At 73.6% G+C, this 13,480-nt stretch carries 10 protein-coding genes; 7 read left to right on the top strand and 3 right to left on the bottom strand.

The window, feature by feature from the left end:
* Positions 1–36 precede the first annotated feature (36 nt).
* From DPM19_RS00345 to DPM19_RS00335, 3 genes are read right to left on the bottom strand one after another with little or no spacing between them, the layout of a single operon-like run.
* A complete protein-coding gene (locus DPM19_RS00345; protein WP_111862726.1) occupies positions 37–1,029 on the bottom strand; it encodes an ABC transporter permease in 993 nt (330 codons plus the stop codon).
* Entirely contained in the window at positions 1,026–2,099 is a 1,074-nt protein-coding gene (locus DPM19_RS00340) for an ABC transporter permease (protein WP_111862725.1), read from the bottom strand. Before DPM19_RS00340 ends, DPM19_RS00345 begins: the two co-directional genes overlap by 4 nt.
* Positions 2,096–3,631, bottom strand: a complete 1,536-nt coding sequence (locus tag DPM19_RS00335; protein WP_111862724.1) for a sugar ABC transporter ATP-binding protein — start codon at positions 3,629–3,631, stop codon at positions 2,096–2,098. Before DPM19_RS00335 ends, DPM19_RS00340 begins: the two co-directional genes overlap by 4 nt.
* Before the next feature lie 278 nt (positions 3,632–3,909).
* Here DPM19_RS00335 and DPM19_RS00330 point away from each other — a divergent pair, with 278 nt between their 5' ends.
* From DPM19_RS00330 to DPM19_RS00300, 7 genes are all read left to right on the top strand, one after another.
* Positions 3,910–4,959, top strand: a complete 1,050-nt coding sequence (locus DPM19_RS00330) for a LacI family DNA-binding transcriptional regulator (RefSeq protein ID WP_111862723.1) — start codon at positions 3,910–3,912, stop codon at positions 4,957–4,959.
* On the top strand, positions 4,956–5,699 hold the full coding sequence (locus tag DPM19_RS00325) for a (Fe-S)-binding protein (protein ID WP_111862722.1): 744 nt from the start codon (positions 4,956–4,958) through the stop codon (positions 5,697–5,699). The genes DPM19_RS00330 and DPM19_RS00325 overlap by 4 nt, the downstream gene beginning before the upstream one ends.
* The gene (locus DPM19_RS00320; protein ID WP_233509727.1) at positions 5,692–7,146 is read left to right on the top strand and encodes a lactate utilization protein B; all 1,455 of its coding nucleotides are present in this window, start codon (positions 5,692–5,694) and stop codon (positions 7,144–7,146) included. Before DPM19_RS00325 ends, DPM19_RS00320 begins: the two co-directional genes overlap by 8 nt.
* Positions 7,143–7,784, top strand: a complete 642-nt coding sequence (locus tag DPM19_RS00315; protein ID WP_111862721.1) for a LutC/YkgG family protein — start codon at positions 7,143–7,145, stop codon at positions 7,782–7,784. The genes DPM19_RS00320 and DPM19_RS00315 overlap by 4 nt, the downstream gene beginning before the upstream one ends.
* On the top strand, positions 7,781–9,223 hold the full coding sequence (locus DPM19_RS00310) for a rhamnulokinase (RefSeq protein ID WP_111862720.1): 1,443 nt from the start codon (positions 7,781–7,783) through the stop codon (positions 9,221–9,223). The genes DPM19_RS00315 and DPM19_RS00310 overlap by 4 nt, the downstream gene beginning before the upstream one ends.
* A 93-nt stretch (positions 9,224–9,316) precedes the next feature.
* Positions 9,317–12,262, top strand: coding sequence for a helix-turn-helix transcriptional regulator (locus tag DPM19_RS36690; RefSeq protein ID WP_111862719.1), 2,946 nt, complete (start codon positions 9,317–9,319; stop codon positions 12,260–12,262).
* A gap of 119 nt (positions 12,263–12,381) precedes the next feature.
* Positions 12,382–13,479 carry an alpha/beta fold hydrolase gene (locus DPM19_RS00300; protein WP_111862718.1) on the top strand — a complete coding sequence of 366 codons (1,098 nt, stop codon included), beginning with the start codon at positions 12,382–12,384 and terminating at the stop codon, positions 13,477–13,479.
* Position 13,480: the final 1 nt, after the last annotated feature.

The following is a 13,480-nucleotide window of genomic DNA, read 5'->3' as shown; positions in this document are numbered from 1 at the left end:
TCGAGACTTCCGTGAGGGGTGGGAGATGAAGAACCGCTAGGAGGCCGCGACCGCGGCGCTCCGGCGTCTGGACCGGGCCGCCCGGATCGAGACGATCAGCCGTGGGGTGACCACCGAGACGATCAGCAGCAGCCCGGTGACGATGGACTGAATCTCGGTGGCGACGTCGTTGAGCATGAGCAGGTTGCGCAGCAGGCCGATGAGCAGCACCCCGGCGATCACGCCGCCGAGGGTGCCCTTGCCGCCGTCGAAGTCCACCCCGCCGAGCAGCACCGCGGCGATCACCGCGAGTTCCAGGCCCGCGCCGTTGTCGGCCCGGGCGCTGCCGTACCGCAGCGTGTAGATCACGCCGGCGAACGCGGCCACCACCCCGGACACCACGAACAGCACGAGCTTGATCCGCTTGACCCGGACGCCGGCGAAGAAGGCCGCCTCCTCCTGGGACCCGATGGCGAACAGCGACCGGCCGAGGCCGGTGGAGTGCAGCACCAGGGCGGTGATCACCGCGAGCAGGACGAACAGCGCCACCGGGTACGGGATCGGTGTCCCCGGCACGGTCTGCACCGCCAGGTCGGCGTACTGCTGCGGGAACTCCGAGATCGCCTCGGTGCCCAGCACCACGTAGGCCAGGCCCCGGTACAGGCTGAGCGTGCCGATGGTGACCGCCAGCGACGGCAGGCCGAGCCGGGTGACCAGCAGCCCGTTGAGCAGGCCGCAGAGCACGCCGACGAGCACGACCGCCGGGACGATCGTCTCGAAGGTCCAGCCCGCGTCCCACAGCGAGCCGGTCAGCGCGCTGCACAGGCCGAGCACCGACGCCACCGACAGGTCCACCTCGCCACAGACCACCAGCAGCGTCATGGGCAGCGCGATCAGCGCGATCTCGCCGAGGTCGCTGAGCGCGAAGGACAGGTTGTCGGTGTTGGCGAAGTCCGGGGACAGCCCGGCCCCGCCGAAGAACACCGCGATCAGCAGGATCGTGACGACCACGTCCCAGCGGACGATCTGTCCGAGTGCGGACGTCTTCATCGGCTCACTCCGTTCACCGGCTCCCGCTCGCCCGCGGCGGGCGCGGGCGATGTTCGGGCGGCCGCGTTACGTTTCCGCAGCACCTGGGCGACCCGCAGCGCCACCACCCGGTCCGCGCTGATCGCCAGGAGCAGCAGCAGGCCGATGATGGCCTCCTGCCAGAACGAGTTGATCTTCAGCACCACCAGCACGCTGCCGATGGTGGTGATCAGCAGGGCGCCCAGGGCCGCCCCGTACACCGAGCCGACCCCGCCGACGATGGCCACGCCGCCGACCACGACCGCGGCGACCACCCGCAGTTCCCAGCCCTTGGCCGGGTCCGCGATGACGGTGCCGAAGCGGGCCAGCCAGAGCACCCCGGCCAGGCCGGCCAGCACACCGCCGGCCACGTAGGCGGCGAGCACCCGGCGCCGGATCGGCACGCCCGCCAGGCGGGCCGCCTCCGGGCTGGAGCCGATCGCGTAGAACTCCCGGCCCGACGGGTAGGCCCGCAGGTAGTAGCCGACCAGGAGCATCACGGCCACGGTGATGAGCGGCAGGTAGGGGATGCCGAGGATGTCGCCGTTGCCCAGGCCGAGGATCGCCGACGGCACCTCGGCCGCGTTGATCTGCCGGCCGTGCGCGATGTAGTGGTTGACGCCCTGCACCACGTACAGCGTGCCGAGGGTGACCACCAGCGCCGGGACCTGCAGGAAGCTGACCAGCAGCCCGTTCACCAGGCCGCAGCCGGCGCCGATCGCCACGCCCAGCAGCACCGCCACGAGCACGCCGTGGTCGGTGCCGGAGACGAAGTCGCCCACCACGAAGGCGACCAGGCCGATCACCGAGCCGACCGACAGGTCGATGTTGCGGGTGATGACCACCAGGGTCTGCCCGACCGCCAGCAGCGCCAGGATCGAGGCGTTGAGGAAGATGTCCTCCACGCCCTGGGCCGACAGGAACCGGGGGTTGACCAGGGTGGTGATGACCACCAGGAGCACGAGCGCGACGAAGATGCTCAGCTCGCGGGCGCGCAGCACCAGATCGACCAGGCTGCCGCGGTTGGAGGGTTTGGCGTGGTGCGCCGTCATGCCGCTGCCTTCCCGTTCTGTCCGGTGGCGGCGGCCATGACCGACTCCTCGGTGGCCTCCGCCCGGGGGATCTCGGCGACCAGGCGGCCCTCGTGCATGACCAGCACCCGGTCGGCCATGCCGAGCACCTCGGGCAGGTCGGAGGAGATCATCAGCACCGCCAGGTTCCGGCCGGCGAGTTCGGACAGCAGCCGGTGCACCTCGGACTTGGTGCCCACGTCGATGCCGCGGGTCGGCTCGTCCACGATGAGCACCGCCGGGTCGGTGGCCAGCCACTTGGCCAGCACCACCTTCTGCTGGTTGCCGCCCGACAGGACGCCGACCGCGTCGCTCAGCTGGGAGAACTTCAGTTGCAGCCGCTCCGCCCAGCCGCGGGCGCGGTCGCGCTCCACCTTGCGGGAGAGCAGCGGCCCGAGCCTGCCGGCGCGGCGCAGCGCGGGCAGCTGGGTCAGGCCCATGTTGCGCTCGATGGACATGTCCATCACCAGGCCCTGCTGCCGCCGGTCCTCGGGGACCAGGGCCAGCCCGGCGTCCATGGCCGCGGTGGGGCCGGCGCCGGTGATCCCGCGGCCGTTCACCTTGACCTCACCGGCGTCCCGCCGGTCGACGCCGAAGATCGCGCGGGCCACCTCGCTGCGGCCGGCCCCGACCAGCCCGGCCAGCGCGACGATCTCACCGCGGCGCACCTGGAAGGAGACGTCGGTGAAGACGCCCTCGCGGGTGAGCCGGGAGACCTCCAGCGCGACCTCGCCGGGGACGACGTCCTGCTTGGGGTAGAGCGCGGACAGCTCGCGGCCGACCATCCGCCGCACCAGGTCGTCGGCGGTCAGCCCGGCCAGCGGCTCGCTGGTGATCCACCGGCCGTCGCGCAGGATCGTCACCCGCTGGCACAGCTCGAAGATCTCCTCCAGCCGGTGCGAGATGAACAGGATCGCGCAGCCCTGGCTCTGCAGCGTGCGGGTGACCGTGAAGAGCCGGGCCACCTCCTGGCCGGTGAGCGCGGCGGTGGGCTCGTCCATGATCAGCACCCGGGCGTCCCGGGAGATGGCCTTGGCGATCTCGACCACCTGCTGGTCGGCGATGGACAGGCCGCGGGCGGGCTGCTGCGGGTCCAGCGGGACGCCCAGCCGGGTGAACAGTTCGGCCGCGGCGGCGTGCATGGCGCGGCGGTCGATCCGGCCCAGGCCGGTGCGGGGCTGGCGCCCCATGAAGATGTTCTCGCCGACCGACAGGTCGGGGAACAGGGTCGGCTCCTGGTAGATCACCGCGACGCCCGCCTGCTGCGCGTCGGCCGGGCCGCCGAAGACCACCGGTTCGCCGTCCAGCCGCACTTCGCCCGAATCGGGGCGGTGCACGCCTGCGAACGTTTTTACGATGGTGGACTTCCCGGCGCCGTTCTCCCCCGCCAGCGCGTGCACTTCGCCCGCGTGGAGTTCGAGGGTGACGCCCTGCAGGGCCTGCACGGCGCCGAACGCTTTACCTACGTTGACCAGCGCCAGTGTCGGCGGGGTCGGCGGGGTCTCTGCATCCACGCGCCACCCTCCTCGTCTGGACTCGTGTGTGTCCGATACATAAAAAACGTTTTAACAGGATGTTGCGAAGGACGCTAGATGTGACTCCGCGCACCCGTCAAGTGGTGACCTGCAGAAACTTTGGTCACGACCAGGTTTCGACGCCGCACCCGCTCCGACCTGAGCGTTCGGGGACCCGCCGCGCAGCGTGCCGGGGTTGACACGTTTTAATGACTTGGTCAGAGTGACCTTCACACATGAGGAGCCTCGGCACCGCCGACCACAGTCCAGGAGCAGGGATGACCACATCGAGCGACGAGACGCGCACCGGCGTGCCTCGTCCGCGCCCCGGCTCGGTGGGCATCAAGGAGGTCGCCCGGTACGCCGGGGTCTCCCCCGGCACCGTGTCGAACGTGCTCAACCGGCCCGAGCGGGTGGCCGCCGCCACCCGGGCCCGGGTCGAGGAGGCCATCCGCGAGCTGGGCTTCGTCCGCAACGGCTCGGCCTCCACCCTGCGGGCCGGCCAGGGGCGCACCGTCGGGCTGATGGTGCTCGACCTGGCCAACCCGTTCTTCACCGACGTGGCGCGCGGGGTCGAGGACGTCGTCAGCGAGCGCGGCTACGCGGTGCTGCTGTCCAGCTCGGGCGGCTCGGGCGAGCGCGAGCAGCGCAACCTGCTCGTGCTGGCCGAGCAGCGCGTCCGCGGGGTGCTGATCACCCCGGCCGCCGACGACGGCGAGCACATCGGCCGGCTGCGCGAGCGCGGCGTCGCGGTGGTGCTGCTCGACCACCCCACACCGCAGGCCAACCAGTGCTCGGTCGCGGTCGACGACGTGGCGGGCGGCGAGCTCGCGGTCGGCCACCTGCTGGGCCAGGGGGCCCGGAGCATCGCCTACGTCACCGGCCCCCCATCGCTGCGGCAGTGCACCGACCGGCGGCGCGGGGCGCTGCGGGCGCTGCGCGCGGCCGGGATCGACCCCGCGGCGCTGCGCGACGTCCCCGTCTCCGCCATGAACGCCCGGGCCGGGCAGGAGGCCGCCGCGCGGCTGCTGGACGGCCCGCTGCCGGACGCGATCTTCTGCGCCAACGACCTGCTGGCCCTGGGCGTGCTGCGGGTCCTGTTGCAGGCGGGCGTCAAGGTACCGTCCGACGTCGTCCTGATCGGGTACGACGACATCGAGTTCTCCGCCGCCGCGGCCGTGCCGCTCAGCTCGGTGCGCCAGCCGACCTACCAGCTCGGCCGGATCGCCACCGAACTGCTGCTCGACGAGTGCGACGACCCCGCCGGCCACGCCCACCAGCAAGTCATGTTCCAGCCGGAACTGGTCGTCCGGGAGTCCACCCGATGAAGGTCGCGCTGTTCATCACCTGCGTGAACGACACCCTCTACCCCGAGACCGGGCGGGCGATGGTCCGGCTGCTGACCCGGCTGGGCTGCGAAGTCGACTTCCCCGCCGGGCAGACGTGCTGCGGCCAGATGCACTTCAACACCGGCTACCGCAAGCAGTGCGTCCCCCTGGTCCGCGGTTTCACCGCCGCCTTCGACGGCTACGACGCGGTGGTCACCCCGTCCGCGTCGTGCGCGGCCATGGTCCGCGACCAGCACCCCGGGATCGCCGCGGGCACCGGCGACCCCGCGCTCACCGCGGCCGCCACCCGGGTCGCGCCCCGGGTGTACGAGCTGTCGGAGTTCCTGGTGGACGTGCTGGGCGTCACCGACGTCGGGGCGTACTTCCCGCACCGGGTCACCTACCACCCCACCTGCCACTCGCTGCGGCTGCTGGGCGTGGGCGACCGGCCGCTGCGGCTGCTGCGCGCCGTGCGCGGCCTGGACCTGGTCGAGCTGCCCGACGCCGCCGAATGCTGCGGCTTCGGCGGCACGTTCGCACTGAAGAACTCCGCGGTCTCCGCCGCCATGGCCGCCGACAAGGTGACGGCCGCGCGGGCCACCGGCGCCGAGGTGCTCTGCGCGGCCGACAACTCCTGCCTGATGCACATCGGCGGGACGCTCACCCGCACCGGCGCCGGGCCCCGCACCCTCCACCTGGCCGAGATCCTCGCCGCCACCGAGGAGGACACCGATGCATGAACCCGCCGCGGCGAACATGCCCACCTACCTCGGCATGCCCGCCTTCCCGTCCGCCGCGCGCACCGCGGTGGCCGACGCCCGGCTGCGCGGGAACCTGGCGCACGCCACCTCGACGATCCGCGACCGGCGGGCCGCCGCGGTGGCGGAACTGGACGACTGGGCGCAGCTGCGCGAGGCCGGCCGCCAGATCAAGGACCACACGCTCGAACACCTCGGCCACTACCTGCGCGAGCTGGAGGAGCGGGTCACCGCGGCCGGCGGCACCGTGCACTGGGCGCGCGACGCCGCCGAGGCCAACCAGATCGTCGCCGACCTGGTCCGGGCCACCGGCGAGACCGAGGTCGTCAAGGTCAAGTCGATGGCCACCCAGGAGATCGGGCTGAACGAGGCCCTGGCCGAGGTCGGGATCACCGCGCACGAGACCGACCTGGCCGAGCTGATCGTGCAGCTCGGGGACGACCGTCCCTCGCACATCCTCGTCCCGGCGATCCACCGCAACCGCACCGAGATCCGCGACCTCTTCCGCCGGGAGATGCCCGACGCCCCGGCCGACCTGACCGACTCCCCCGCCGAGCTGGCCGAGGCCGCCCGCGTCCACCTGCGGGAGAAGTTCCTGACCGCGAAGGTCGCGGTCTCCGGGGTCAACTTCGCCGTCGCCGAGACCGGCACCCTGGTGGTGCTGGAATCCGAGGGCAACGGCCGGATGTGCCTGACCCTGCCCGAGACGCTGATCTCGGTGATGGGGGTCGAGAAGCTGGTCCCGACCTGGCGCGACCTGGAGGTCTTCCTCCAGCTGCTGCCCCGCTCCTCCACCGCCGAGCGGATGAACCCCTACACCTCCGCATGGACCGGGATCACGCCCGGCGACGGCCCCCGCGACTTCCACCTGGTGCTGCTGGACAACGGCCGGACGGCGACGCTCGCCGACGAGGTCGGCCGCCAGGCGCTGCGCTGCATCCGCTGCTCGGCCTGCCTGAACGTGTGCCCGGTGTACACGCGGGCCGGCGGCCACGCCTACGGCTCGCCCTACCCGGGGCCGATCGGCGCGATCCTGTCGCCGCAGATCCGCGGGGTCGGCTCCGAGGTCGACGCCTCGCTGCCGTACGCCTCCACCCTCTGCGGGGCCTGCTACGAGGTCTGCCCGGTCGCGATCGACATCCCCGAGGTGCTGGTGCACCTGCGGGCCAAGGCGGTGGAGGACGGCCCCCGGCACCCGCTGGTGAACTCCGCCATGGCGGCGGCGGGCTGGACGCTGCGCTCGCCGCGCCGGCTGGCCCTCGCCCAGCGGGCGGCGTCGCTGAGCCGCCGGATCGTGGCCCGGCGCGGCCGGATCCGCCGGCTGCCCGGCCCGCTGCACGCCTGGACCGACACCCGCGACGCCCCGGCCCCGCCCCCGGAGTCCTTCCGCTCCTGGTGGTCCCGGACGAACGGAGGCCGCGACCAATGAGCCGTCATGTTCCCGGGGCCCGGGACGAGATCCTGGCGCGGGTGGACGCGATCGTGCCGCGCCGCCCGGCCGGCGAGGTGGCCGCCGCGTACGCCGCGATCGAGCGCCCCTACCTGCGCCGGCACCACGAGGGCGGCGACCTGGTCGACTTGTTCGCCGAGCGCGCCGCCGACTACCGGGCGAACGTCCGGCGGGTCTCCCGGGCCGAACTGCCCGCCGCGGTGGCCGAGGTGCTGGCCGGCCGGCCGGGCGTGCACGGGGTGCCGGCCGGGCTGCCCGGCGAATGGCTCACCGCGACCGACTCCGCGACGCTGGTCACCGACCCCCCGGCCGCCCGGCTGGACGCGCTGGCCGGCGCGGTCACCGGTTGCGCGGTCGCCGTCGCCGAGACCGGCACGATCGTCCTCGACCACGGGCCCGGCCAGGGCGCCCGCGCGCTCAGCCTGGTGCCCGACCACCACCTGATCGTCGTCGGCGCCGACCAGATCGCCGCCGACGTCCCCGACGCCCTCGACCGCCTCGACCCGCGGCGCCCGCTGACGTTCATCTCCGGCCCCTCGGCCACCAGCGACATCGAGCTGTCCCGGGTCGAGGGCGTCCACGGCCCCCGCACCCTGGAGGTACTGATCTACTCATGAACACGTTCGCCGCGGTGGACCTCGGTGCGTCCAGCGGCCGGGTGATGACCGGCCGGGTGACCGCCGAGACCCTGGAGCTGACCGAGGTGCGCCGGTTCCCCAACCGGCCGGTGCGGGTGACCGGAACGCTGCACTGGGACGTCCTGGGGCTGTACGGCGGCGTGCTGGACGGGCTGCGGGCCGCCGGTGACCTCGACTCGATCGGCATCGACTCCTGGGCGGTCGACTACGGGCTGCTCGACCACGCCGGGGCGCTGCTGGGCAACCCGGTGCACTACCGCGACACCCGGACCGCGGGGGTGCCCGAACGGGTCCACGCCCAGGTGGACCACGCCCGGCTCTACCAGGTGTCGGGCCTGCAGTTCCTGCCCTTCAACACGATCTACCAGCTCGTCGCCGCCGAGAACGACCTGCACCGGGCGCAGACCCTGCTGCTGATCCCCGACCTGCTGGCGTACTGGCTGACCGGCGAGGCCGGCGCCGAGCTGACCAACGCCTCCACCACCGGGCTGCTCGACGTGCGGACCCGCGACTGGTCCCGCCCGCTGCTGGACCGGCTGGGCCTGCCGGAGCGGCTGTTCGCCCCGCTGCGCTCCCCGGGCGACCCGATCGGCGGGCTGCTGCCCGAGGTCGCCGCCGAGACCGGGCTGCCCGCGGGACTGCCCGTCACCGCGGTGGCCTCGCACGACACTGCCTCCGCGGTGGCCGCCGTCCCCGCCGAGGGCGAGCGGTTCGGCTACATCTCCAGCGGCACCTGGTCACTGGTCGGGGTGGAACTGCCGGCGCCCGTCCTGGACGAGGAGGGCCGGGCCGCGAACTTCACCAACGAGGCCGGGATCGACGGCACCATCCGCTACCTGCGCAACGTCATGGGCCTGTGGCTGCTCCAGGAGTCGATGCGCGCCTGGGGCTCCCCCGACCTGCCCGAACTGCTGGCGGCGGCCGAGGCCGCGCCCGCGTTCCGGTCGGTGGTCGACCCGGACGCGCCGGAGTTCCTGCCGCCGGGCGACATGCCGGCCCGGATCGCCGCGTACTGCCGGCGCACCGGCCAGCCCGAGCCCGCGGACCGGGCCGCGACCGTGCGGTGCATCCTCGACAGCCTCGCGCTGGGGCACCGCGCCGCGCTGCGCACCGCCGCGCGGCTGTCGGGCCGCCAGATCGACGTCGTCCACCTCGTCGGCGGCGGCTCCCGCAACGCGCTGCTGTGCCGGCTGACGGCCGACGCCTGCGGGCTGCCGGTGGTCGCGGGGCCGGTGGAGGCGACCGCCCTGGGCAACGTGCTCGTGCAGGCGCGGGCGTTCGGCGTGGTCAAGGACCGCGCCGAGATGCGGGCGCTGGTGGCGCGCACCCAGCCGCTGCGCCGGTACGAACCGTCCGGTGACCCCACCAGCAACGAGGCGCGGTGGGCCGAGGCCGCGGCCCGGGTCGGGCTCGACTGAACGGCACCGAACCTTCCGGGCCTGCTTCGCGTCACCTGCCGCATCTGTAAAGTGGCAGGCGCGCGATTCTCATGGGGCTCCCATCGAGCGGTCATGACGGATCGGTTCTGCGGCAATCCCGGCCGCGAGTCGCTGTGGGGTGTGGTGGTGAGTCGTACTGACCGGCGAACCGAGGACCTTCCGCCCGGCCCTGCTCCGCTGGTCGGGCGGCGGGACGCCCTGGACACCTTCGAGCAGGCCCTGGACACCGTCGGCGACGGCGGGTTCCGGTTCCTGGCGCTGGTCGGTGAGCCCGGCGCGGGCAAGACCCGGCTGCTGATCGAGCTGTCGGCGGCGGCGAGCGGGCGCAAGCTGCCGGCGCTGGCCGGGCGGGCGGCCGAGTTCGAGCAGGACATGCCGTTCGGCGTGGTGATCGACGCGATCGACGACCACCTGGAGGAGTCCGCACCGGATCTGGGGCCGGGGGCGACGCGGTTGCTGGGCTCGGTGTTCCCGGCGCTGTCGGCACCGGCCGATCCCGCACCCGACTCGGTGGCCGACTCCACCAGCCTGGCCCGGTACCGGCTGTTCCGTACCGTACGGCAGCTGCTGGAGGAGCTGGCGGGGCCGTCCGGGCTGGTGGTGATCCTGGACGACCTGCACTGGGCCGACGACACCTCGGTGGAGCTGATCGACCATCTGGTGCGGCACCCGCCGCGGGCCGGGGTGCTGCTGGCGGTGTCCTACCGCCCGGCGCAGGCCTCGCCCCGGCTGGCCACGCTGGTGGAGGCGGCCGGCCCGGTGGGCGTGCAGGTCCCGGTCCGGCCGCTGACCGAGGCCGAGGCGGCCGAGCTGCTGGGCCCGAAGGTGTCCCGGGCACGGGTGCGGGCGCTGTTCGAGGCCAGCGGCGGGAACCCCTTCTACCTGGAGGCGCTGGCCCGGATGGACGGCCCCGGCAGCCCCGACGGGATGACCGGCGAGGGCGAGCTGCCCGGCCCGGTGCGCGCGGCGCTGCAGGTGGAGCTGAGCGGGCTGCCGCCGGCCGCGCTGAAGGTCGCGCAGGCCGCGGCCGTGACCGCCGACGAGTTCGAGCCCGCGCTGGCCGCGGTGGCCGCCGAGGTGACCGAGGACGCGGCGCTGGCCGCCCTCGACGAGCTGGTGGCCCGCGACGTGGTGCGCCCGGCCGGCGGGCGGTTCCGGTTCCGGCACCCGCTGGTGCGGCACGCCGCCTACGAGTCGGCCGCCGCCGGCTGGCGGGTGGGCGTGCACGCCCGGGTCGCCGCGCACCTGGCGGAGCTGGGGGTGCCCGCCACCGTGCGGGCCCGGCACGTGGAGGGTTCGGCCCGCTTCGGCGACGCCGGCGCGATCCTCACCCTGGTCGAGGCCGCCGGCGCCCTGGCCCCCCGCGCCCCCACCACCGCCGCCCGGTGGCTGAAGGCCGCGCTGAAGCTGATGCCCGACGACGTCCCCGAGCGGGTGGAGCTGCTGCTGAAGCTGGCCCAGGCCCAGGCGCTCGGCGGCCAGCTCGAAGAAGGGGTGCAGACGGCCCGCGACGTGCTGTCGCGGCTGCCCCTCGCCGACCTCGACCGCCGGGCCCGCGCCGCCCGGCTCTCCGCGATGATGGAACGGCTGCTCGACCGCCCGCAGAAGGGCCGCGCGCTGCTGCTGGCCGAGCTGCGGCAGATGCCCGACCCCCGGTCCGCCCCGGCGGTGATGCTGCGGCTGCGGCTGGTGGCCGACAGCCTGATGCGGGTCGACTACCGCGCCGCCCAGGCGGTGCTGGACCTGGTCCCCGGCGCCGTGCCCGAGTGGGACCGCGAAGGCGACGGCTGGGACCCCTCCAGCCTCCCGCTGGCCATCGCCGCGCTGCGGCCGATGCCCGCCTACGCCGCGGGCGCCGTCGCCGCCGCGCTCGCCCACGTGGAGGCGGCCGACGCGCTGCTGGCCGCCGCCCCCGACGCGCACCTGGCCGAGTGGATGGACGCGGTGACCTGGCTGTGCTGGGCCGAGCTGTTCATGGGCCGCTACCCCGCCGCGCTGCGCCGGCTGGACCGGGCCCTGAGCGTGGCCCGCACCACCGGGCAGAGCTACATCGTCACCACCATGCTCTCCGGCCAGGCCCGCGGCTACGGCCTGCAGGGCCGACTGGCCGAGGCCGCGATCGCCGCCGAGGAGGCCATGGAGGTCGCCCGGATGCTCAACTCCGGGCAGGCCCTGGTGATCGCGCTGGCGCAGCGGGCCCTGGTGGCGAGCTGGTCCGGTGAGGACGCCGACGCGCTGGCCTACGCCGAGGAGGCCGTCCGTCTCGGCGGCCACAGCACCGAGTGGTGGGGCAACCAGGCCCGGTACGCGCACGGGGTCGCGCTGGTCAACGCGGGCCGCGCCGACGAGGGCACGCGGGCGCTCTACACCGCCTGCAACGACTTCGACTCCCCCCTGCTGGACCCGGGCTCGGTGCTGTCGGCCTGCGAGCTGCTGGCCACGGCCGAGCCGAAGCAGGCCCTGGCGCACGCCGACCGGGCCGCGGAACTCGCCCACGCGATGCTGGACACCGACACCGGGTCGGCCCGGCTGGCCCGCGCGCACGCCGTCCAGAGCAAGGACCCGGCCGCCGCGGCCGAGCACGCCCTGGCCGCCGCCGCCGCGTTCACCCGCGCCGGGCAGCGCGTCGACGCCGGCCGTGCCCGCCTGCGCGCCGGCACCGCGCTGGCCGCCGCCGGCGACCGCGCCCGCGCCCGCGCCGAGCTGGGCGCCGCCGCCGAAACCTTCGCCGCCTGCGGCGCCGACGCCCTGCACGCCCAGGCCCAGCGCGAACGCCGGCGCCTCGGCGTCCGCGTCGGCGGGGCCGCCGGCCGCGGCACCGGGCCGCACGGCCTGTCCAAGCGCGAGTTCCAGGTCGCCCAGCTCGTCGCCGAGGGCTACACCAACCAGCAGGTCGCCGAGAAGCTGTTCCTCAGCATCCGCACCGTCGAGACCCACCTCTCCCACATCTTCGCCAAGCTCGGCGTCGGCTCGCGGGTCGGTGTCGTCACCGCGCTGGGCCGCCCCGACACCCCGTAACGCGTACCCGCTCGCGGATGTACGGGTTTACCACGATGCGCGGTTCAGTGGCCGCGCGACATCGTTGACCTCGGCACGTCCGGCACGCACGCCGGGCGAACCCCGGAAGGACAGATCAGATGGAACACCGCATCCCGCGGTTCACCTGGGCGGGCGTACCGGACGACGCAGAAGTCTCCACGCACCCCTTTTCGACGGAGGACGGGCTCGGCCTGAGCCTGACCCGGTTCCGCCGTGCCGACTGCGACGACATCGTCCTGCTCCTGCACGGTCTGACCATGGCCAGCGACATGTTCATCATGCCGGAGCACCGCAACCTGGTGACCTGCCTGCTGGACGAGGGCTTCACCGACGTGTGGGCGCTGGACTTCCGGATGAGCAACCGGTTCCCCTACGACCTGGAGACCCACCGGTTCACCCTCGACGACTGCGCGCTCTTCGACCATCCGGCCGCGATGGCCGAACTGCGCAAGCACGTGGGTGACCGCCGGGTGCACGTCGTCGCGCACTGCCTGGGATCGGTGACGTACATGATGAGCCTGTGCGCCGGGCTCGTCGACGACGTCGCCAGCATGGTGTGCAACAGCGTGGCGCTCACCCCCCGGGTGCCGCTGTGGGCCAAGTACAAGCTCGCGTACGGGCCGGCGATGGCCGAGTACGTGCTGGGCTTCTCCTTCCTCGACCCGAGGTTCGGCGACGCCCCGGTGCTGACCCGTGGCTGGGCGCTTTCGCGCTTCATGTCGCTGTTCCATCGCGAGTGCGACGTACGGGCCTGCCACATGCTCAGCTTCATGTGGGGGGCGGGCCGGCCGGCCCTGTACGAGCACGGGAACCTGGACGACGCCACTCACCAGCGCATCGCCGACATCTGCGGGGGCGTCGGCGTGCACTACTACCGGCACGTCCACAAGATGGTGGAGGCCGGCCGGGCGGTGAAGTACAACCGGAAGGAGCCGCGGCACGCGGACCTGCCGGACGACTACCTGGCCGGCGCCACCGAGGTTCAGACACCGTTGCTGCTGCTGACCGGCGACCGCAACAAGGCCTTCGCCGACTCCAACGTCATCTGCCACCGGTGGCTTTCGGAGCGGATGCCCGGTCTGCACGAACTGCAGATCCTGCCCGGCTACGGGCACATGGACCCCTTCCTGGGAAAGAACGCCCACGCCGATGTCTTCCCCACGATCATCGACTTCCTCAAGCGAAAGGCGGCCTGAG

The organism is Actinomadura craniellae (genome assembly GCF_003289645.1).
Lineage (GTDB): Bacteria > Actinomycetota > Actinomycetes > Streptosporangiales > Streptosporangiaceae > Actinomadura_D > Actinomadura_D craniellae.
The sequence above is the reverse complement of the archived record's forward strand: the minus strand, read 5'-3'. Positions and strand labels throughout refer to the sequence as shown.

Bases quoted from the DNA above. Each gene is read 5' to 3' on its own strand.
- DPM19_RS00345 (WP_111862726.1), bottom strand. From the start codon at position 1,029: ATGAAGACGTCCGCACTCGGACAGATCGTCCGCTGGGACGTGGTCGTC.
- DPM19_RS00340 (WP_111862725.1), bottom strand. From the start codon at position 2,099: ATGACGGCGCACCACGCCAAACCCTCCAACCGCGGCAGCCTGGTCGAT.
- DPM19_RS00330 (WP_111862723.1), top strand. From the start codon at position 3,910: ATGACCACATCGAGCGACGAGACGCGCACCGGCGTGCCTCGTCCGCGC.
- DPM19_RS00325 (WP_111862722.1), top strand. From the start codon at position 4,956: ATGAAGGTCGCGCTGTTCATCACCTGCGTGAACGACACCCTCTACCCC.
- DPM19_RS00320 (WP_233509727.1), top strand. From the start codon at position 5,692: ATGCATGAACCCGCCGCGGCGAACATGCCCACCTACCTCGGCATGCCC.
- DPM19_RS00315 (WP_111862721.1), top strand. From the start codon at position 7,143: ATGAGCCGTCATGTTCCCGGGGCCCGGGACGAGATCCTGGCGCGGGTG.
- DPM19_RS00310 (WP_111862720.1), top strand. From the start codon at position 7,781: ATGAACACGTTCGCCGCGGTGGACCTCGGTGCGTCCAGCGGCCGGGTG.
- DPM19_RS36690 (WP_111862719.1), top strand. From the start codon at position 9,317: ATGACGGATCGGTTCTGCGGCAATCCCGGCCGCGAGTCGCTGTGGGGT.
- DPM19_RS00300 (WP_111862718.1), top strand. From the start codon at position 12,382: ATGGAACACCGCATCCCGCGGTTCACCTGGGCGGGCGTACCGGACGAC.